Origin of the sequence: Fretibacterium sp. OH1220_COT-178, assembly GCF_003860125.1 — a bacterium.
Classification (GTDB): Bacteria; Synergistota; Synergistia; order Synergistales; family Aminobacteriaceae; genus CAJPSE01.
This window is the reverse complement of the sequence record NZ_RQYL01000004.1, coordinates 21,627-41,368: the sequence shown is the minus strand read 5'-3', so window position 1 is coordinate 41,368 and position 19,742 is coordinate 21,627. Positions and strand designations below refer to the sequence as shown.

Annotated in this window: 20 protein-coding genes; 11 read left to right on the top strand and 9 right to left on the bottom strand. The window is 57.1% G+C overall.

Features of this window, described 5'->3' with window-relative positions:
* Nucleotides 1-273 precede the first annotated feature (273 nt).
* The 4 genes from EII26_RS02530 (at nucleotide 274) to EII26_RS02515 (ending at nucleotide 3,883) form a co-directional block, all read left to right on the top strand.
* Nucleotides 274-1,341, top strand: a complete 1,068-nt coding sequence (locus tag EII26_RS02530) for an NAD(P)H-dependent flavin oxidoreductase (protein WP_124887682.1) — start codon at nucleotides 274-276, stop codon at nucleotides 1,339-1,341.
* A 62-nt stretch (nucleotides 1,342-1,403) separates the two neighbouring features.
* The gene (locus tag EII26_RS02525) at nucleotides 1,404-2,177 is read left to right on the top strand and encodes an MBL fold metallo-hydrolase (protein ID WP_233572560.1); all 774 of its coding nucleotides are present in this window, start codon (nucleotides 1,404-1,406) and stop codon (nucleotides 2,175-2,177) included.
* Nucleotides 2,178-2,195: 18 nt separating this feature from the next.
* Nucleotides 2,196-3,038, top strand: a complete 843-nt coding sequence (locus EII26_RS13590; RefSeq protein WP_124887575.1) for a methyl-accepting chemotaxis protein — start codon at nucleotides 2,196-2,198, stop codon at nucleotides 3,036-3,038.
* A gap of 47 nt (nucleotides 3,039-3,085) precedes the next feature.
* Nucleotides 3,086-3,883, top strand: a complete 798-nt coding sequence (locus EII26_RS02515) for a hypothetical protein (RefSeq protein WP_233572559.1) — start codon at nucleotides 3,086-3,088, stop codon at nucleotides 3,881-3,883.
* Nucleotides 3,884-3,979: 96 nt separating this feature from the next.
* Here the strand turns inward: EII26_RS02515 and EII26_RS02510 are convergent, their stop codons facing one another.
* Both EII26_RS02510 and EII26_RS02505 read right to left on the bottom strand, forming a co-directional pair.
* A complete protein-coding gene (locus tag EII26_RS02510) occupies nucleotides 3,980-5,212 on the bottom strand; it encodes an MFS transporter (protein ID WP_124887573.1) in 1,233 nt (410 codons plus the stop codon).
* Entirely contained in the window at nucleotides 5,209-6,078 is an 870-nt protein-coding gene (locus EII26_RS02505) for an amidohydrolase family protein (protein ID WP_233572558.1), read from the bottom strand. Before EII26_RS02505 ends, EII26_RS02510 begins: the two co-directional genes overlap by 4 nt.
* A gap of 241 nt (nucleotides 6,079-6,319) precedes the next feature.
* On the opposite strand from EII26_RS02505, the gene EII26_RS02500 reads away from it, so the two are divergent.
* The 5 genes from EII26_RS02500 to EII26_RS02480 are packed head-to-tail and all read left to right on the top strand — an operon-like array spanning nucleotide 6,320 to nucleotide 10,730.
* Nucleotides 6,320-7,237 (top strand): NTP transferase domain-containing protein, encoded by a 918-nt coding sequence (locus EII26_RS02500; RefSeq protein ID WP_124887571.1) that lies wholly within the window; start codon nucleotides 6,320-6,322, stop codon nucleotides 7,235-7,237.
* A gap of 8 nt (nucleotides 7,238-7,245) precedes the next feature.
* Nucleotides 7,246-7,863 carry a nucleoside-triphosphatase gene (locus EII26_RS02495; protein ID WP_124887570.1) on the top strand — a complete coding sequence of 206 codons (618 nt, stop codon included), beginning with the start codon at nucleotides 7,246-7,248 and terminating at the stop codon, nucleotides 7,861-7,863.
* 26 nt (nucleotides 7,864-7,889) lie between these two features.
* Nucleotides 7,890-8,864 (top strand): FecCD family ABC transporter permease, encoded by a 975-nt coding sequence (locus tag EII26_RS02490; RefSeq protein WP_199735024.1) that lies wholly within the window; start codon nucleotides 7,890-7,892, stop codon nucleotides 8,862-8,864.
* Complete coding sequence (locus tag EII26_RS02485) at nucleotides 8,861-9,643, top strand: ABC transporter ATP-binding protein (RefSeq protein WP_124887568.1); 783 nt, start codon at nucleotides 8,861-8,863, stop codon at nucleotides 9,641-9,643. The genes EII26_RS02490 and EII26_RS02485 overlap by 4 nt, the downstream gene beginning before the upstream one ends.
* Nucleotides 9,644-9,698: 55 nt before the next feature.
* Nucleotides 9,699-10,730 carry an ABC transporter substrate-binding protein gene (locus EII26_RS02480; protein ID WP_233572557.1) on the top strand — a complete coding sequence of 344 codons (1,032 nt, stop codon included), beginning with the start codon at nucleotides 9,699-9,701 and terminating at the stop codon, nucleotides 10,728-10,730.
* A gap of 103 nt (nucleotides 10,731-10,833) precedes the next feature.
* Here the strand turns inward: EII26_RS02480 and EII26_RS02475 are convergent, their stop codons facing one another.
* From EII26_RS02475 to xseB, 3 genes are all read right to left on the bottom strand, one after another.
* Nucleotides 10,834-12,057 (bottom strand): M20 family metallo-hydrolase, encoded by a 1,224-nt coding sequence (locus EII26_RS02475; RefSeq protein ID WP_124887566.1) that lies wholly within the window; start codon nucleotides 12,055-12,057, stop codon nucleotides 10,834-10,836.
* 27 nt (nucleotides 12,058-12,084) lie between these two features.
* Nucleotides 12,085-13,362 (bottom strand): Glu/Leu/Phe/Val family dehydrogenase, encoded by a 1,278-nt coding sequence (locus tag EII26_RS02470; protein WP_124887565.1) that lies wholly within the window; start codon nucleotides 13,360-13,362, stop codon nucleotides 12,085-12,087.
* A 152-nt stretch (nucleotides 13,363-13,514) separates the two neighbouring features.
* Complete coding sequence (xseB, locus tag EII26_RS02465) at nucleotides 13,515-13,739, bottom strand: exodeoxyribonuclease VII small subunit (RefSeq protein ID WP_158612109.1); 225 nt, start codon at nucleotides 13,737-13,739, stop codon at nucleotides 13,515-13,517.
* Between the two features lie 286 nt (nucleotides 13,740-14,025).
* On the opposite strand from xseB, the gene rpmB reads away from it, so the two are divergent.
* A complete protein-coding gene (rpmB, locus tag EII26_RS02460; RefSeq protein ID WP_124887563.1) occupies nucleotides 14,026-14,229 on the top strand; it encodes a 50S ribosomal protein L28 in 204 nt (67 codons plus the stop codon).
* A 106-nt stretch (nucleotides 14,230-14,335) separates the two neighbouring features.
* Here the strand turns inward: rpmB and EII26_RS02455 are convergent, their stop codons facing one another.
* Nucleotides 14,336-15,421 (bottom strand): BMP family ABC transporter substrate-binding protein, encoded by a 1,086-nt coding sequence (locus EII26_RS02455; protein WP_124887562.1) that lies wholly within the window; start codon nucleotides 15,419-15,421, stop codon nucleotides 14,336-14,338.
* A 315-nt stretch (nucleotides 15,422-15,736) separates the two neighbouring features.
* Here EII26_RS02455 and gpt point away from each other — a divergent pair, with 315 nt between their 5' ends.
* A complete protein-coding gene (gene gpt / locus EII26_RS02450) occupies nucleotides 15,737-16,222 on the top strand; it encodes a xanthine phosphoribosyltransferase (protein WP_124887561.1) in 486 nt (161 codons plus the stop codon).
* Nucleotides 16,223-16,306: 84 nt separating this feature from the next.
* On the opposite strand, the gene arcC is transcribed toward gpt, so the two are convergent.
* From arcC to arcA, 3 genes are all read right to left on the bottom strand, one after another.
* Nucleotides 16,307-17,242 (bottom strand): carbamate kinase, encoded by a 936-nt coding sequence (gene arcC, locus EII26_RS02445; RefSeq protein ID WP_342447294.1) that lies wholly within the window; start codon nucleotides 17,240-17,242, stop codon nucleotides 16,307-16,309.
* A 16-nt stretch (nucleotides 17,243-17,258) separates the two neighbouring features.
* Entirely contained in the window at nucleotides 17,259-18,251 is a 993-nt protein-coding gene (gene argF / locus EII26_RS02440) for an ornithine carbamoyltransferase (protein ID WP_124887559.1), read from the bottom strand.
* Between the two features lie 128 nt (nucleotides 18,252-18,379).
* Nucleotides 18,380-19,600 carry an arginine deiminase gene (gene arcA, locus EII26_RS02435; protein ID WP_124887558.1) on the bottom strand — a complete coding sequence of 407 codons (1,221 nt, stop codon included), beginning with the start codon at nucleotides 19,598-19,600 and terminating at the stop codon, nucleotides 18,380-18,382.
* Nucleotides 19,601-19,742: the final 142 nt, after the last annotated feature.

The window sequence follows — 19,742 nt, the reverse complement described above, 5'->3', positions numbered from 1 at the left end:
AGAAAGGAGAGATACGACGCCGCTGTAATGCAAAAAAGCCTCGCTTGATGCGAAAAAATCGAAAAAGCTGGGATATACAAAGGCCTTGAGTCCGTTTCATGCTATACTTTAGGGCATGCCGGGTGCTTTGGAACGAACGGGAAATCCGGCCGGCGAGATATGGATGGAAAACCGTAACCCTCCTGGGGGAAGGTCGCTTTTCTTCGTGTTCTCGTCCCTCGCATCGTGAAGTTCGTACAGATTAAAGGAGTGGGGCTGAAGGTGATCACGGGCATGCCGGTTTTAAGGATAGGAAAATATCAGGCGCGCTATCCTCTGATCCAGGGAGGGATGGGCGTCGGTATCTCTGGAGCGAACCTCGCGGGACACGTGGCCCGATGCGGCGCCATCGGAACGATCGCGAGCGTCGGCCTCTGCCACGATTCACCGCATTTCAGCCTTGCGAAGCACAATTATTTCGAAGCCAACAGCATCGTGATCAAGGAAGTGCTGGCGAAGGCCCGTTCCATCGCCGGGGAGGGGATCCTTGCCGTCAACTGCATGGTGGCGTTGACGGACTACGACACGCAGGTTCGTGCCGCTGCGGAGGGCGGGGCGGATATCATTATCTCCGGGGCAGGACTGCCCCTCAGACTGCCGGAATACACCAAAGACTTTCCGGACGTGGCCTTGGTGCCTATCGTCAGCTCCGCAAAAGCGGCCAGCCTGATCACGCGCCGCTGGGAGAAGCAATACGGACGCCTTCCCGACGCCTTTGTGGTCGAGGAACCCGCGACGGCGGGCGGACATCTGGGGGCCATGACCATGGAGCAGGTCTACGATCCGGCATTGTCTCTCAAGACGGCGGTGCCCGGAGTGGTGCGTTTCGTGGCCGAGGAGATGCGCTCGGACATCCCCGTCATCGCGGCGGGAGGGATCTGGGACCGCAGCGATCTTATTCGGGCTTTCGGGCTTGGGGCCAAAGGAGTCCAGATGGGGACCCGTTTCGCCTGCACCGAAGAAGGGGACGCCTCGGATCGCTTCAAGCAGGCTTACATCGACGCCACCGAGGACGATGTCGTGCTCATTCACAGCCCCGCGGGGCTTCCCGGCAGGGCCATACGCAATCCCTTCGTGGCCAAGTATCTGGAAGGGGAGGTGGCCAGCAACCCCTGCTTTGCCAATTGCCTGACCCACTGCCGCTATCGCAAGACCCGCGAGACTTTCTGCATTGCCGCGGCCCTGGTCGACGCCTATAAGGGGAATTGGGAAAAAGGGCTTTTCTTCTGCGGAAGCAACGTGACCCGGGTCAAGAGGATCGAAAGGGTTCCGGAGATCCTCTCCGAGCTCTTCGAGGCATGAGCCGTTGCTGAAAGGGTCTTTGCAGCGTTTCCTGCGTTTCCGTTCGGGGGAGGTGCATTTTTGTGCAGCAGTTGGAATCCTTCGCTCTTTTTGATCAGCAAAACCACCACTTCATCATGTTGGGGTGGGAGGAAAAGGAGGAGGGGATGGCCGTCCAGACCAATCAGTACGTCGTCTCCTCCGGAAGGGAAATCGTCCTTCTCGATCCAGGAGGAGCCCACGTCTTTCCGCGCGTGCTGGCAAACGTGGCCGAACTCGTCGATTTGAAGGATATCCGGCATATCTTTTACTCCCATCAGGACCCCGACGTCTCGTCGGGGATCACGCTGTGGCTTTCCATGGCGGAAAAGGCCGTCGTTCACATCTCGGAACTCTGGGTGCGCTTCCTCCCACACTTTGGGGTCTATGACGAACGGCGCATCGTTCCCATCGCCGATGCGGGGGGGCGCCTCAGCCTGGAGGGAGGAAATGAATTGTTGATGATCCCCTCCCATTTTCTTCATTCTACGGGCTGTTTTTCTTTGTACGATCCGCTCTCGAAGATCCTCTTCACGGGGGATATCGGGGCGGCTCTTTTTCCGAAGGGGAAACGCTATCCCGTCGTGGAAAACTTCGACAGCCATCTTCCGTACATGGAGGCCTTCCATCGGCGCTACATGGCCTCCAACGCCGCGTGCCGAAGCTGGGTGCGCCGCGTGTCCTCTCTGGACATCGAGATGATTGCCCCCCAACACGGCGCCGTGATCCAAGGGCGCGAGAACGTCAAGAGGTTTCTCGATTGGTTCGGGGGGCTCCGATGCGGATCGGATATCGTCGACCAGATTTACGGGCATTGACGCAACGGGAGAAGCCCCATGGCACAGAAGAATCTGCCCCTGATACGGTCTCTCGCCGGAGCTTATTTTGTCAACGTCCAGATGGACTCCTTCATGTCCCAGCTGGACGAGGTGCTCGTTTCACGCGTCCTCAAGGTGGAGGATCAGGTCCAGGATACGTCCGATCGCTTCTCCCGTCTCTATGCGCTTCTGCAGGCTTTGAGAGAGAACTTCGAAGCCGGTTGTCGGGATGCGAAGCAGGGGGTCGAGGCCATAAACACGATCAACGCCAACCTGATGGAGGAAATGGCAAGATCGGGTACGACCCTCGAGGGCATGAGCGACAACGTCTCAAACACCCTGAACGCTACCTTGAAGACCTTGGAGCTGTTTTTGGAGATCGGCAAGATCTCCAAAAACATCCAACGTATCGCCAAACAGACCCATCTTTTGGCCCTCAACGCCTCCATAGAGGCCGCGCGCGCAGGCGAACACGGCAGGGGATTCGCCGTCGTCGCCCGCAATGTTCAGGAGTTGGCGGCGGAGACCAAGGACGCCTCCGAATCCATCGACGCCAAGGTGAACGAGATATCCGGGTCCGTACATGGGACTATGGAGAGCATGCGCAGCATCGACTCCCTTTTCGAGAGCATCCAGCGCACCCTTTCTTCCTTTTCCGACTGCCTGTCCAATAACAAGTCCACCATGGAATCCATGGAGGCGATGATTCGGGACTCCGGGGACAAGCTGAATCAAACGTCCGCAGAGATGGACGAGGCCATTGAGGTCATGCATCAGGCTGCGAACAAGGTCGGCGCTATGGCCTCGACGATCTCCGCCGTCGTTCAGGCGCAGCAAAATCTGAAAAAAATTCGCCTCTGAGTTCAATTTAGCTGAAATGCAGGGAGACGCTGATGTCCATAATAAGCGTGAGACATCTGTCAAAATATCCACCTCTTAAGGGCAAGGTTGAATTCTCTTTCTTGTGTCTCTGGGTAGTGACTCCTTTTGTTTACTTGATGTTTAGACGGATAAAGCCCTTCCCTTGGAGTATGAGATTCCTTTTTGCTTGTTTTGTTGTTGTCATGCTTTTTTCCTTGATAGAAGTTGTTTTCTTTAACAGGCTCTTTTGGGGAAGACTGTGTTTTTGGGTGTTTTCTCTAGGAGGGCTTTTGGGGGTTATTGGATTCGTTAAAAATTATCTTGCACATGACATTACATTCGTGGATGTTTCTCTTTGGGTGAGTATCCTCATGAGAACATTTCTTGGCATGGCCGTCATTTATCGCACATGTCTTGGGTTGGAGCAAAAAAGAGAGGTGAAAGGAATTCTCTGGCCTAGAAAGATATTTGAACATGAGATCGAGTTTTTATTTTTGGCTTTGCACATGCTTTTCTGGATCATATGGTTCTTTAACCTCTTTGAGGTTGTCAGGGGTATCTTATATGTGTCGTTAGGGGTTGTTTTTTTCCTCCTACTGCAGGTAGTTTTCCTTCATAGTCTTTTCTGGGCCAAGGTAGCGTTTGTTCTGTCTGAAATAAAATTGTGCGGCTTCATTCTTATCGCGATTTTGCTGTCATTTGGCGGTTGGTTTATTCAAGCGTGGGAAAGCAGCTCCATAGATTTTTTACCATTGTTTGCAGGAATGTTTATTTTGGGAGAAGAAGTTGTTTCCCTTCTGGTTGTTGAAGGTACTTGTCTTAGAATTGAAGGAAAATGGAACTAAAGCATTTCATTCATTTATGCCAGACTGAATGCAACATAAGATACATTATAGGACATTATAAATTACTCAAGCCCGCAGAAGATATTTGGTTGGTGCCTACCGTCCATAGATGCGGTCGATGTTTCGATCCAGGGTTTCGACGGCGCACAGGTAGATGAGCGCCATAAGGAAACAGGCCGCACCTTGCGAAAAAATGGCTCCGACGATGCTTATGCGGTTCATGATGATGCCGGCGGCGAGGCTGCCCAGAGGGGCAAATCCGGAAAAGGCCATGACGTAAAGGCTCATCACACGGCCTCTCATGGCATCGGAGATGAAGGTCTGAAGCATTGTGTTGCAGCCCGTCGTGGAGTAGACCAACCCTCCGCCGACCAGCATGGCCATCGCGATGAGAACCCATCGATTTCGGATCAGAGCCATGGCCGTAAGCCCTATGCCCATAAGGATAAGGGCCCAAAGGATTCTTTTGGGAAGGCCTCGTATGTTGGGTGCGGCGGCGATATGGATCGTCGAAGACAAAGCCCCCAGTCCCACACCTCCAAGGACGAGTCCGAAGAAGGAGGCATCCTCCTTCAGGACCATCTTGACGAAGGCCGAGAACGTAACGTAGATCGGCATCCCCAGAAAGCTGACCGCGCATACCAGAAGCAGAACGATTTTGAGGTGCCCGTTGCCGGCGACGTAAGCCAGTCCCTCCCGAATGGACTCTCCCACGTTGACGCGGCGTTCCGGTGCTCTTTGAGGGGGCAGCCGCATGACGGACAGCGCATAGATCGGTGCGATGAAAGCAATACCCGTCAGCAGGTAGCAGTAGCCCTCCCCTACACCCGCCACGATGAATCCGGCCACGGTCGGTCCGATGACCCTGGACAGATTGAACACAGCGGAGTTCAAGGCGATGGCATTCGCCAGATGCTCGGGGCGATCGACCATCTGGCTGATACAGGCCTGTCGGGCGGGCATGTCGAAGGCGTTGATGGCTCCCAGCACGATGCTGATCGCAAGGATGATCGGATAGGTCGCGTAGCGGCTCAGGGTCAAGAAGCTCATGAGCAGGGCAAGGAGAAGAAGCATAAACTGAGTCGCCTGAATCAAGTGCCTCTTGTCGATACGGTCGACAAGAGCCCCGGAGAAAAGCCCCAGAACAAGAATGGGGACTTGGCTGGCAAAATCGTTGGTGCTGGAAAGAAAGGGAGAATCCGTCAACGACAGCACCAACCAGACCGTCGCCATGCGCTGCATCCATATCCCTGTCATGGAGACGATCTGGCTGCTCATGAAGAGCCGGAAATTGTGCGACTGCAGGGAGCGGAATACCGATGAGTTCAATATTGCACTCCCCTGCCGTTGCGTCCAAGGGAAGCCAGGAATTCCAAGCCATTCCCCCGTGCGATACGCTCCAAGACCTCCGGAGCGGCACCGGAAGCTGCAAAGATCCTCTCGTATCGGGAGGAGTCCAAGATGGGAAAATCGGTCCCCATCAAAAACTTATGGGCAACTCCGGCGCTCTCGATCGTTCTGAGTACGGCGGGCTCGTAGAGCCAGGGCAACGCCGCCAGATCGTAACGGGCGTTTCTGAGATAGAGGCGCATCTCGGGCATCAGTTCGTAGAGCCACAAGCCTCCGCCTAAGTGCGCGAAGATCGTCTTGACCTCGGGGTGGTTCATGCAGAACGCGGCGGCCTCTTTCGGCCCGACATTCCCCTTGCCGACATAGGCGTGTCCGACGGGTTCCGCCGTATGCCAAAGCACGCAGAGATTGGCCTCGTGCAGGATTCCGGCGAGACGCCACGTTTGATCGCGGTCCGCGATGTCGATGTTCTGTCCCTCGGGGAAGAGCTCCCCCACCCCCAGCAAGCCGGCTTCCGCACAGCGAAACACTTCCGCCTCGGCTCCTCGTGCCAGAGGGGGGACAAGACAGAGGCCACTCAGTTTGTCGGGATATTTTTCCACCGCGTCGATAATGTAATCGTTGCAGATACGGCAGAGTCCGAGATCTTGGAAGGCAAAGCCCCCCACCACCGCCCGCTCGACGTCGTCGCGCTCCATACGCGCCAACAGGTCCTCGACCGTGGCCCATTTGTGCACGCGATTGTGGGTCAGAGCATCGAAATACGGTTCGAGTCGTGATATGGACTCCGCATCGCGAATGATCTCCGGTGGATAAAGATGGATATGGAAGTCGACGCTTCTCAATCGGAATGTCTTCCCTTCTTGCGGACTGAAAATCTGACTTTTATCATACCCCGAGGGACTGAAATCGTCGAGGGGCGTTTTGCCCTCGGAGAGCGCCAAGCAGCCCCAACCTACTCCTGTTTTTTGTTTTATAGCCCATCTCACTCCGTCGATTGACGCCCCCATTTTTTTGCTCTATTATTTCAAAGACGAGTTATTCTATAAAACAACTTGTGAGAACGGCCTCGAGGGAGGAAAAGAAATGGCGACAGGGGCACTGCTGATCGTTTTCGGGTCCAATCTCTATGAGGGCATGACCCCGATTCGCGGAGGAGGACAAAAGGCGTCACCCGTACATCGGGCAGTGCGAACCTTTCAACGGGCGGGGGCGGATCTCGTCGTCCTGGTCTCTCCTCCGGACTGTCTGGACTCCCTGAAAAAACATGTAGCGCATATGAGCGCGTTCTGCATCGCTCCCAAGTCCGGCAGCCCCTCTTTTCTTCTGCTCAGGGAGGGGCTGCTCCATCTTCAGAGCAAGTGCGAGCGTGTCCTGCTCGCATCGGCGGACTACCCCTTTTTCTCCACGGATGCCGCCGCCGCGGTTCTGGCCTCGAACGCTCCTTCGGTCGTGCCGACGCACGAGGGAAAGGAGGGATATCCCATCGGCCTTTCGACGGCGCTGATCCCCGAGCTCCTGCAGATCCAGGAGATGGAGGAGCAGCCTCCCTTTGCGGCGCTGAAGCGCCATATCCGGACTTTCAGCACCCTCGAAGTCCGGGATAGAGGGATAATCCTTCCCTTTGACCAGTCCTCCGAGGTTCCGCAGCCCTCCGTTTTTCCGGAACTGCGCATCCGTCTGGTGCGGAGAAAGCCCTTTTTCGGACAGGGCTCCTCGGACCTCCTCTCTCTCATCGAGGAAACGCACTCCGTCCGTCTGGCCTGCCAAAGGATGGGAATGTCCTACAGCAAGGGCTGGAAGATTCTCAGGGACATGGAGAGCGAATGGGGAACGCCATTGATCCTGCGTCGACAGGGAGGCAAAAATGGGGGCAGCTCCTCGCTTACGGCGGAGGGCCGGGCTCTGTTGGAGGCCTACCGAAAATTTGAAAAGGTGGTCCAGGGAATGGCGCAGGAAGCCTTTCAAAGTTGTTTTCACGTTCTTCTGCCGCCTGCGAGATAAAGGCCCCGATGTGCAGCCACCTGTTTCTCGAAGGCCCCTCGGGGGTGGGGAAGACGACTCTGTTGTTGGCGGAACTGGGGCCATTGCTCTCCTGGGCAGGAGGGTTCGTGACACGGCGCTTGCTCGACGAAAATGCGAACACCCGTGCCTTTTCTCTGACCTCCCCCGACTTTTCGGGGCATTCCTCACTCCCCTACGCTCCGGATGCGCCCAACATCTTTCTGGAGCGTGATGGCGATAGAATGCGGTGGCAAGCGGAGGTGTTCATCGGTACGGGGCTGGCGCTTCTGGCCTCCTCGGCCGAAAAGCGGCTCATTCTGCTCGACGAGTTCGGAGGAGCCGAAATCCTCCTCGACGCATTTCACGCACGATTGCTGGAGGTCCTGAACGGAGGCGTGCCCTGCATCGGAGTGCTGAAATCCACCGCTCACGCCATGAAGTTGGCCCGGACGCTCGGGCTTCCCGAGGAATATCTGCGGCGCCATCGGGAGCTTCGCGAGGCTCTGCTCTCGAGCCCGCGCACTCGGCTTTTCTCCGTGACGACGGAAACACGACGAGAGGCGGGGCGGCTTGTACGTCAGTTTCTCCTCCCCTACAACAACCGCCTCCCGGGGGGACGCTCATGAAATCCACCAAAGGTCGTTTCCTTCTCTTGACGGGATTGTTTATGGCCTCGACCGTCATCTCCCTCGGCCTTGGCCGGTATTTCATCGCTCCGGGCACCGTCGTGCGCGTCTTGTCGGCGCCCCTGCTCCCTCTGACGCCCGACTGGGCTTCTCAGGTGGAGACGGTACTCTATGGAGTGCGGTTGCCGCGCGTTCTCATGGGAATCCTGATCGGTGCAGGGCTTTCATGCTCCGGAGCGGTCTACCAGAGCGTATTTCAAAATCCGCTGGTCTCCCCCGATCTCCTCGGAGCCTCGGCCGGTGCGGGGCTTGGCGCCGCTCTGGGACTCTATCTGGAACTCGGCTACCTGGCGGTTTCGGTCTGCGCTTTCTTGTCCGGGCTGCTTGCCGTAGGACTCGTCGTCCTGATCGCCTCTCGGGTGCGCGGCAACCCCGTCTTGGGACTTCTGCTCTCGGGCATCATGGTCGGCTCCCTCTGCACTGCAGGAGTGTCCTTTCTCAAGCTTGTAGCGGATCCCGCCAATACCCTTCCCGTCATCACCTACTGGCTCATGGGCTCCCTGGCCTCCATCCGATCTCAGGACCTTTCTTTCGCGGCTCCGCCGATCCTCCTGGGAATGCTCTGCCTGCTCCTTTTGAGATGGCGCATCAACGTGCTGTCGGTCGGCGACGAAGAGGCACAGACGATGGGGGTTCACGTGCATCGTGTGCGCTGCACGGCCATAGTCTGCGCGACCTTCGTGACGGCGGCCTGCGTCTCGGTCAGCGGAATGATCGGATGGGTGGGACTGGTCGTCCCGCATCTCGCACGCTCCCTCATCGGAAGCGATTGTCGGCGCAGCATTCCGGCTTCCATTTTGCTGGGAGGCGCGTTTTTGCCCATAGCCGACGACTTTTCCAGGATGATGGCGACGAGCGAGGTGCCCATTGGGATTCTTACCGCCTTTGCGGGAGCACCTTTTTTTCTTTACTTGATCCTTCGACAGGAGCGCTCGAGATGACGGAACGGCATCTTGGCGTCTGCAACCTCCATGCGGACTACGGAACGCGCCGCGTCCTCCGTGGCGTCTCCTTCTCGGTCGAGGCAGGGACGCTGCTGGCCGTCCTGGGGCGAAACGGGGCAGGAAAAAGCACCCTGTTTCGCTGTATTCTCGGCCTGCTCCCCTACTCCGCCGGGAAGATACAGGTGGGGGGAGCGGATCTGAAAAGCCTCAGTATCCGCGAACGGGCCCGTGCCTTCGCCTATATTCCCCAGGGACGTCCCGCGGCCCTTCCTCTCACGGCCTTCGAGGCGGTACTGATGGGAACCACCCCCGGCCTGAGCTGCCTTTCCGTCCCTGGCCGACGGGAAAGACGACGGGCGGAGGAGGCCATGAATACCGTTGGAGTCTCCCACCTGGCGAACCGTCTCTGCCATCGCCTCTCCGGCGGTGAGCTGCAATTGGTTCTGATCGCCAGAGCCCTGGCCCAAAATGCGCAAATTCTGGTGATGGACGAGCCCTGTTCGAGCCTCGATTACGGCAATCAGATCCGGATATGGCACTGTGCCCGTCACCTGGCGGGCCAGGGGTTCCTCATCCTCGTTTCGACTCACAACCCAGACCAGACCTTCGCCTTCGCCGATTCGGCTCTGGTTCTGCTCGACGGACGGACGGAGCGGATGGGGCTGCCCGAGGAGGTCCTGGATCGAGAAATCCTGGAACGAATGTACGGTGTCCCGCTGGAGCTTCATCGCTTGAAGACGGGGGTCGTCTGCACCCCAAAACGAGGGCATTCCTGAGGAAGGATCGCACGATCGAAAGGAGAGATTCATCATGAGAAAGGCTTTACGGCGTTTGTTCCTTTTGTCGATGATCGCGCTTCTCATCGGCTCGGTGCCTTGCTCGGCCTCGGAGACGGCGCGCAGCTTCACCGATTCGGCCGGGCGGACGGTCCCGGTTCCGCAGACGGTCCAAAAAGTAGCTCCTTCGGGACCTCTGGCGCAGATTTTTCTCTACACCCTCTGCCCGGATAAGCTGGCCGGCATCGCGGCGGACTTCTCCGAGGAGGCTCGTCTTTACATCAACGAGCGCTACTGGGGCCTTCCTAAATTTGGCCAGTTTTACGGCAAGAACGCAAATCTCAACATGGAGGCGCTCATCGCCGCCGGCCCGGAGGTCGTCGTCGACGTCGGCGAGGCCAAGAAGACCATTCGAGAGGACATGGACGGCCTGCAAAGGCAATTAAACATGCCCGTGGCCTTCGTGCGGGCAACGCTCGATACCTTGCCCGAGGCCTACGCCCTGCTGGGAACCCTGACCGGCGATACCGAGCGCGCAGAGACGCTCGGCGCCTATTGCCGCAAGCGTCTCGATCATGCGGCCTCCGTGCGGAAGGAATTGAAGGACGCCGAGCGGGTCCGCGTCTACTGGGCCTCCGGCAAGACGGGGCTGAACACCAACGCCCGCGGCTCGTTCCACGCAGAGGTCCTGGAAAAGGTCGGCGCGGTCAACGTGGCGGATGTCGAACCGAACTCCAGGGGAAGCGGCAGTACGGTGTCCATGGAACAGGTCTTATCCTGGAACCCCGAGGTCGTCCTCGCCGATTCCGACGCGTTGTACGAGATGATCACGACGGACGCGATATGGAGCGAGGTCCAGGCGGTCAAGAAGGGACGCGTATATAAAATTCCCTCCGCCCCCTACAGTTTTGTCTCCAATCCTCCATCGGTCAATCGCCTGATGGGCATTCAGTGGCTGGGACGCCTGCTCCACCCCGACCGATACACGTCCGATCCGGCACGAGAGATCAAAGACTTCTACAAACTGTTCTATTCCATAGACCTGAACGACGAACAATACAACGCGCTCATGAGACACGCACAATAACTCAGCGGAGCTCGAGACTCTACTCTTCTATTTGAAGAAGGGGGCCCTTGATCTTCGGCCCCCTTGAATGTTGAGTGTTTTTTATTTTCCGGGCCTCGGAGAGTCAGGCTCCGCCCATCATCATCATCGCGAAGATCTTCGCATTGTTGACGAGGTACTCGATCTCCGTATATTCGTCCGGTTGATGGGCGACCCCGGCGCATTCCTGTTGCCACACGACCGCAGGTATGCCTTTTCTGCGGAAGAGAGCAGCGAAGGTACCGCCTCCGATTCCCCCAAGCTTAGGCTCGATTCCGAGGACCTCTCGAATGCTGCCGCAGAGCAGTTTTACGATGTCGCTGTCCGGCGACGTGGGGGGGGCCGCATCGCTTCGTCCCACTTTCAGCTCGATCGACGCGCCGGTCTGCATCTCTACGTCTTTTCGCACCCGCTCCACGACCTCCAGCACCTTGTCCAGCGAGACGGAGGGAAGAACGCGACAGTCGAACTCAAAGCGCTCCTTGCCGGGCACCGTGTTCGTGTTGGGGACGTTGGCAAAGCGGCGGGTCGGCTCGAAGGTCGAGACGGGCGGATCGAAGAGCGGATCCTCGTCCGGAAATGCCTTGTGCAGCGCCTCGTCCACCTCGACGGCCAGGATATTTGCCGCCCTGCAGGCGTTCAGTCCCGTATGGGGCAGACTGGCATGAGCCTGACGTCCCGTGACCGTAAAAGCAAGCTTCAGGTTGGCCTTCTCGGAAACCTCGACGAAATCGCCTGCATCGTTGCCGCCGTCCGGCGCGATCACGAGGTCGTCCTCCCGGAAGAGTCCGCGATCAAGAAGGGGCTTGAGGCCAAAATTGCTCCCCATCTCCTCGTCCGCCGCAAACACCAGGCAAACGGAGAACTCGGGGCTGACTCCGGCTTCGGCAAGTGCCTTGAGCGCATAGATCGAGGCAATGAGCGTCATGCCGTTGTCGCTGACCCCTCGGCCATAGAGACGTGAATCCCGTAGCTCGGGTTGGTAGGGATCAAGCGTCCAGAGGGAACGGTCCCCTTCCGGAACGATATCGGTGTGAGTCAGAATACAGAGGCGACGCCGCCGTTTTCCGGGGACCTCCAGAAACAGGGAAGGTCGATTGCCCGTCGGGGACTTATCGTCCTCGACCCGGTGCCAGCGCACCTCTCCAAGTCCCAGCTCCTTGACGAGCCTTTCGATCTCTCTGGCCTTTTCCTCCTCGCCCGCTCCCCCATTATGAGGAGAGACGGCGGGAATCCGACAAATACGACCGAGGGCCTCGACCATATCGTCCCGAAAACGTTCGACCTCCGCCCACACTTTACCTTTCAACGTGCCCTACCCTCCTACAGCCCGACCCTACAGGAAAATGCCGCGCAACTCTTCCACGTCGGCCACCCGCTGAATGGCGGTCATAAAAGCGGCACGACGCATCTTGACGTTCTTGGCCTGTGCATAGTCCCAGACTCGCTTGAAGTTGCCCTTCATGATGTGGATCAAGCGGTTGTTGTACTCCTCCTCCGTCCAGAAGAACCCCTGCAGGTTCTGCGCCCACTCGAAATAGGAGCCGATAACGCCGCCGGAATTTGCCAGAAAGTCAGGGACGAGCATCACGCCCTTGTCCGCAAGGATTTTGTCGCCATCGGGCGTTACAGGGCCATTGGCTCCCTCGACCACGTACTTGGCCTTCACCTTGTCCGCCGTCTTGTCGTTCAGAACGCCATCGAGCGCGCAGGGGAACAGGAAGTCGCAATCCACGAAAAGAACATCCGAGATTCCCAGTTTCTCGCAGCCCTCGCAGGTAAAACCCTCCAGCAGCTTCTTGGGATGGGACTGAATCTGTGCGAAGGCCTTCTTGAGATCGATGCCCTTGGGAGAATAATAGGTTCCCGTGATATCACTGATGGCAACAACTTTTGCGCCCGCATCCGCAAGCGTCTTCGCCGTATAGCTACCGACGTTGCCGAAGCCCTGAATGGACACTCGCATATCCTCGGGATTCTTGCCCAGGACCTTCATCAATTCCAGTCCACAGGTGGCGACTCCACGCCCTGTAGCCTCATTGCGCCCCTTCGAGCCCCAATACAAAATCGGCTTGCCGGTAAAGATACCGGGCTCGACCTGCCCACGCATCTTGCCGATCGTGTCCATAAACCAGACCATTTCCTGACCGCCGGTGTTGACATCCGGGGCCGGAACATCCTGCCAGGTGCCCACGATCGGAGCGATCCGAGCCGCAAAAGCCCGAGACATACGCTCCTTCTCCTTCACGGAGAGGACCAGAGGGTCGCAGCTGATCCCTCCTTTGCCACCGCCATAGGGAATGCCCGCCAAAGAGCACTTCCAGGTCATCAGCATAGCCAGCGCCTCGCATTCATCTGCGTCAACGTCGGGATGGAAGCGAATTCCGCCCTTGGCCGGGCCAAGCGCCGTGGAATGTTGAACCCTGTACCCCTTGAACACCTGAACGGAACCGTCGTCCATCTCGACCGGAACGGAGACCTCAAGCCTGCGCTCGGAGTGGCTTAAAATGGAAATCAGCTTATCTTTGAGGCCCATCTCCTCCGCCGCACCATAAAAATTTTTCAGCGCGGTATCCAGCAACACATTAGTAGCCGTCCTTCTCGTTGCAGACATTACAGACACCTCCACACAATTTTGTCGCAAAGGAACTGCAAAAGAACACCCGAGCGATCGCACAAAGCATCCTGTCCAGACATTCCTGCATAAGTGGCTAAAGCATAGCACAGAACGTAGAAAAACGCTCAAAAAAGTCTAGTTTTCAATCTTTAGTTTTCATTTTCACCCGCGATTTGAGCCCCGTCATAGGGCTCCTCCCCCTCGCGAGTCAGGATCTTCACCCTTTGTTCCGCTCGCATCAGAAGCTCTCGATTTTCCCGAACCAGAGATACGCCCTGTTCAAAAACATCCAACGCCTCATCCAGGGACATCGGTTCGGACTCCAGCTGTTTCAGCACCTCATCCAGGCGCTCCAGATTTCTGCCGAAGGACAATGGCCTCTCCTCCCTCCACATCACGCACGACGGCACGACTCCCCTGCTTCAGGTACGGGGATCTTTCAAGATAAGGATAGAGCTTTTACGGCATGCTGTAAATGGATAAATTCTCCGTTTTACAGGCGGAGAGGGCGAAAAATTTTTTCAAGAAATTCCTCGTCCATTTCCCGTTTCAGGCAAAGTTATGGTAAAATCCATGAGGTCAAAATTCTGCAGCGATCAATCGGGGAGAGGGCAGAGCCCTCTTTGTCGATCGAGGTTACAGAAACGGAGGGGAACTGCAATGGCAAAGGTCTGTCAGTGCTGCGGGCGCGGTCCCGTAACGGGGAATGCGGTCAGCCACTCGAATCGGCACACGCGCCGCCGTTGGCTGGTCAATCTTCAGAGCGTCCGAATCGACGCGGGCGACGGAGCGACCTTCAAGGTTCGCGTCTGCACGAAGTGTCTGAAATCCGGATTTGTCAGGAGAGCGGCCAGCGTCGCCTGAGCGGGCAAAACGGGCGGAATCCTTCGGGGTTCCGTTTTTTGCTTTTTGCTATAGCCCGCAATTCATAAGCCAAGGGCGCGCCTTGGGCGCGCCCTTGCTTGCACAATCACCTCGGAATTTCCCCGGAAACTCCCTCCACAAACCAGTTCATGCTCCAGATATCGGAATCGGACATGCTCTCGCCCTCTTTGACCCGAACCTCGCCCTTCTGATCCTTGATCGGGCCCGTGAAAACGTCCCACTCCCCTTTTACGATTTTCTCCTGATCGTCCATCACCTGCTTACGGACATCCTCGGGGACCGCGGGGCCGAACGGAGCGAGCTCCACCGCCCCCTCCTTCATCCCCGCCCAGATCGCCTCGGACTTCCAGGTTCCATCCGCAACCTGCTGTACGATGGGCGCAAACATTTTCTCCCAATTCCAGATCGGTGCGGTGATGTGCATCGTGGGCGCGTACTTGCTCATGTCGTTGTTGTAGCCGACGACGTACACCTTGGCCTCCTCGCAAGCCTGAGCTACGGCGCCGGTGTCCGCATGCATGCCCAGGACATCGCATCCGGCGTCAATCAAGGCCTTTGCGGCCTCCTTCTCCTTGCCGGGATCGAACCAGGAGAACAGCCATATCACCTTCACCGTAGCCTTGGGGTTGACCTTGCGGACGCCCAAGGTAAAAGCGTTGATCATGCGGATGACCTCGGGAATGGGGTGCGCGGCGACGTAGCCGATGTTGCCCGATTTGCTCATGCTTCCCGCAACGAGCCCGGAAAGATAGCGGGGCTGATACATGCGGCCGAACAACGTTCCCACGTTGTCGGCGCGCTTGTAGCCGGAGACGTGCATGAAGGTGACGTCCGGGTACTTTTTGGCGACATCCATCACAAAATCCATATATCCGAAAGAACAGGCAAAGATCAGCTTGGATTTTCCCTGACGAACGAGCTTCTCCAGGACCGGCACGACGGCCGGGCCCTCGGGGACGGACTCGACTATCGTGCTTTTCAGGCCGGGGAAGTCCTTGTCGGTCTTCTCGCGCCCGGCATCCTGCATATAGGTCCAGCCGCCGTCTCCGACCGGCCCGATATAGATGTAACTGGGGTTGATTTTTTCAAGGGGGATAGGCTCGGCCGCCACTGCGGCCCCCGCTGCCAGAAAAACGCACAACATGAATATGAACAGGCCTCGCTTTTTCATAGGAACCAAAACCCTCCTTAAAACGAAATGAGCTGCTGTTCATAATTTTATCGCAATCGGAAGCAAAGGACAAACCCAAAAAACGACAAAAGGAGCACACAAAAGCCTTGGCTTATGCTATGCTTCTTCTCGAACCGGCATCGTGTCCTTTTAAATGGAATGCCTTGCCTTTCCTCACCTTTCACAGGAGAGGTTTCGGGGGTTGTCCCTCTCCACAAGCGAACTTAAACATCGGGCAAACGGCTATTTTCCTGATCGTTGTTTTCCCCAAAAGATGGAGGGGAATTTTTCAAATCATTGACGGAGGTTATCGTTATGGGTTCCGAAGAGCGCTATCACAAGACCTGCTCCATATCCTGGGAAAAGATTCATCAGGATTGCAAGATTCTGGCTTCGCGGCTTCACGGGATAAGGAAGTGGGAGCGCATCGTGGGGATCGCGAGGGGCGGTCTCATCCCTTCGGCAATCATCGCACGGGAGCTCAGCATCAAACTTGTGGACACGGTCTGCATTTCGAGCTACACGCTCAGGACCCAGGGAAAGCCCAACATTTTGAAGGACATCCAATCGCCCAGCGGCGGCAGAGACTGGCTGATCATCGATGACCTGGTCGATACCGGCAAGACCTCCCAGGTGGTTCGTTCCCTGCTGCCCAACGCCTACTTTGCCACGGTCTACGCCAAACCCGAGGGACGTCCTTTCGTGGATACCTTTATCATGGAGGTTTCTCAGGATACCTGGATCCTCTTCCCTTGGGATGCGGAGTACACCTACAGCAAACCTTTGGTCGAAGACGCGTGAGTTTTCTCCAAAGATAAAGCCGGGAACGAGGCTCAGGCTCGTTCCCGGCTTTATCTTTGGAGAAACGGAAGGGACTCCGCTTTGCTACAGTCCCTCGATAACGGTGCCCACGCCGCCCTTCAAGGCTTCTCCGGCAAGCGCCAGAGAGGTGATGACGGCCTTGCGTCCGGGCTTGCCTTCCACGAAAGCCAAACAGGCCTGTACCTTGGGCAGCATGCTGCCCTTGGCGAACTCGCCCCGTTCGATGTACTCCTTCGCCTCCGTGACCGTCAGCCGGTCTAGGTCCTTCTGATCGGGCTTGTTGAAACGGATGGCGACCTTGTCCACCGCAGTGAGGATCACCAGGGCGTCGGCATCGAGGTCCGCAGCCAGCCGAGCGGAACTCTTGTCCTTGTCGATAACCGCATCGATGCCCTTGAGCCGTTCGCCGTCACGAACGACGGGGATGCCCCCGCCGCCCACGGCGACGACGACCATATCCATGTCCATCATCTTTTTGATGGCGTCGAGCTCGACAATGCGCATGGGCTCCGGGGAGGGAACGACCCGCCTGTAGCCCCTGCCCGCATCTTCGATAAAGATCCAGCCCTTTTCCTTGCCGATCCGCTCGGCCTCTTCCTTGGTGCAGAAATTGCCGACGGGCTTGGAGGGATCCTTGAAAGACGGATCTGCAGAACTGACCTCCACCTGAGTCACAACACTTACGACGTCCTTGGCAATTTTTTGCTTCTCGAGCTCCGCCTGCAGGGCCTGCTGCAGGTGATAGCCGATATATCCCTGGCTCATGGCGCCGCACTCCACCAACGGAATCTCCGGAGTCTTAAGGGTTCCGTGGGCGGAATAGTCCAGAGCGCTGTCGATCATACCCACCTGTGGGCCGTTGCCATGCCCCAGGACCACACGGTGTCCGGCCGCGATCAGCCCGACGATGGAAGGAGCGGCCTTGCGTACCGCCTCGATCTGCGCTGCGGGAGTATGCCCCAGGGCATTGCCTCCCAGTGCCACTACAACTCTGCTCAAAATTACGTTTCCTCCTCTAGCACAGCGTCGCGTAGACGACGGCTTTGATGGTGTGCATCCTGTTCTCGGCCTCATCGAAGACCTTAGAGCGGTCGGACTCGAAAACCTCGTCCGTGACCTCCATCTCCGGCAGGCCAAATTTTTTGTAGATGTCCTCTCCGATGGACGTCTTCCTGTCGTGGAAGGAGGGCAGGCAGTGCAGGAAGATCGCCTCCGGATCGGCCATATCCATCACGGCCTTGTTGACCTGATAGGGCGAGAGCAACTTGATCCGGCTCTCCCAAATCTCGTCGGGCTCTCCCATGGAAACCCAAATATCGGTGTAGAGCACGTGAGCTCCTGTCACCGCAGTCTTGACGTCCGGCTCCAGGCGGATCGTGCATCCCTGACGCTTGGCGATCTCCTTCGCCTTTTCCACCAGATCGGCCTTGGGGAACAGATCCTTGGGGGCGCAGGCCGTAAAGTTGACTCCCATCATAGCACACGCGATCATCAGGGAGTTCGCGACGTTGTTCCGGGCATCTCCCATGAACACGAAGTTCAGCCCCTTGAGATGGCCGAAGTGCTCCTCCATGGTCATAAGGTCCGCAAGCATCTGGGTGGGATGGAAGTCGTCGGTAAGGCCGTTCCACACCGGGACTCCGGAGAACTTGGCCAACTCCTCCACGATTTCCTGGCTGAAGCCCCGGTACTCGATGCCGTCGTACATCCTGCCGAGAACACGAGCCGTGTCCCTGATGCTCTCCTTCTTACCCATCTGGGAACTGCCGGGATCCAGATAGGTGACCCCCATCCCCAGATCCAGACCGGCCACCTCGAAGGAGCAGCGCGTCCGCGTGGAGGTCTTCTCGAAAAGCAGGACGATGTTCTTGCCCTCCAAGTAGCGGTGGGGCGTCCCGGTACGTTTCAGGCTTTTGAAGTCCCTGGCCAGATCCAGAAGGTAGCGGACGTCCTCCGGTGTGAAGTCCAGGAGCTTCAAAAAGCTTTTGCCTCTCAAATTCTTGCTCATTTCGTGTGTTGCCTCCTCAAATAAAATTTGATTTATGTAAGAGCGTGACCCAAGAGCTGTGTTAATAGTATGAAAAAACTCTGAAACGCACGAAGACATTCTACATTTTACGATAAATCTCTTTGTGCTTAAATCTCTTCCCGGAACAAGGGCATGGTCATACATCGAGGCCCTCCGCGTCCCCGAGAGAGCTCGGCGGACGGTATGACGTGCAGCTTGGCACCCGCATCCTCGAGGAGCTTGTTCGTGACCACATTGCGGTCATAGACGATAATCTCGCCTGGAGCGACGGCGAAGGTGTTGGATCCGTCGCTCCACTGCTCGCTGGGCGCGTCGACGGGGTCGCCTCCTCCGCAAGGCAGCAGTCTGACTTTATCGAGGTGCAGGTACTTCTGAAGCACATCTTCAAGCACGCGCCCCTGATGCTCGAACTTCAGTTCCCCGTTCTTCATCGTCACCGCGATGACCTCGAGGTGCTTCTGGATCTCCGGGTGTATTGTAAAAAGATCCCGGTCCACCATGGTGAAGACCGTGTCCAGATGCATGAAGGCGCGCTTGGCGGGAAACTTGAACGCCAGGATCGTCTCGAATCCATCGGGGCCCGCAAAGAGCTTCTCGGCGAAGATCTCGATGGCCCTCGCTTCGGTGCGCTGCGAGATACCGATCGCCAGGACCTTATCGCTCAGGACCAACTGATCGCCGCCCTCGATATTGTACGGAATGTCCCTGTCGTAGTAAAAGGGGATGGCGGAGTTTTGAAAGCGCGGGTGATATTTGAAGATATACTTCCCAAAGAGCGTTTCCCGGTTGCGGATGACGCTCCACATATGGTTCAACGAAACGCCGGAACCAATAATGGAGAAGGAGTCCCTCGTGAAATAGAGGTTGGGCATCGGGTTTGTGATGAATGGGTATTCCGTGTCCACGAAGTCGACGAGCGACGTGTATTCACGCTTCGGGAAACTGGTGCGGCGGTTGCCGGCCATGATCTGCAGCACCATATCCCGCGTCTTGGGAATGCTCAGCAGGAAATCCTTGAGCATCCGGATTTCGTCTTTGGAAGTCACATAGGTCTCGCCGATGAACTCGTCCACAAACGCCTCGCGCACCCCGCCGTTCTCGATGGCCTCCGAAGCGAGATCCTCAAGGTAGATCACCTCGGCCCCGCAATCCCTGAGCTTGGCGGCAAAGGCGTCGTGCTCCGCAATCGCGCCCCGCAGGAACGGAACCTCATCGAACAGGAAATCCGTCATCAGATCGGGGGAGATGTTGCAGAGCTCGTTGCCAGGCCTGTGGAGGATAACCTGTTTCAGCCTTCCTATTTCGGAGAACACCTGAATTTTTTTCATGTCGCTTCTTTCTCGTGGCGGTCCATATGCCTGCATGAAAGCAGCAAATACCGCCTCCGTCCTCCTTTTTCCTAATCCTGATAAGGATACTACTTAAAAAACGCCGGCAAATGCGCTTCAGAGCCGGGGACGAAAGAATACC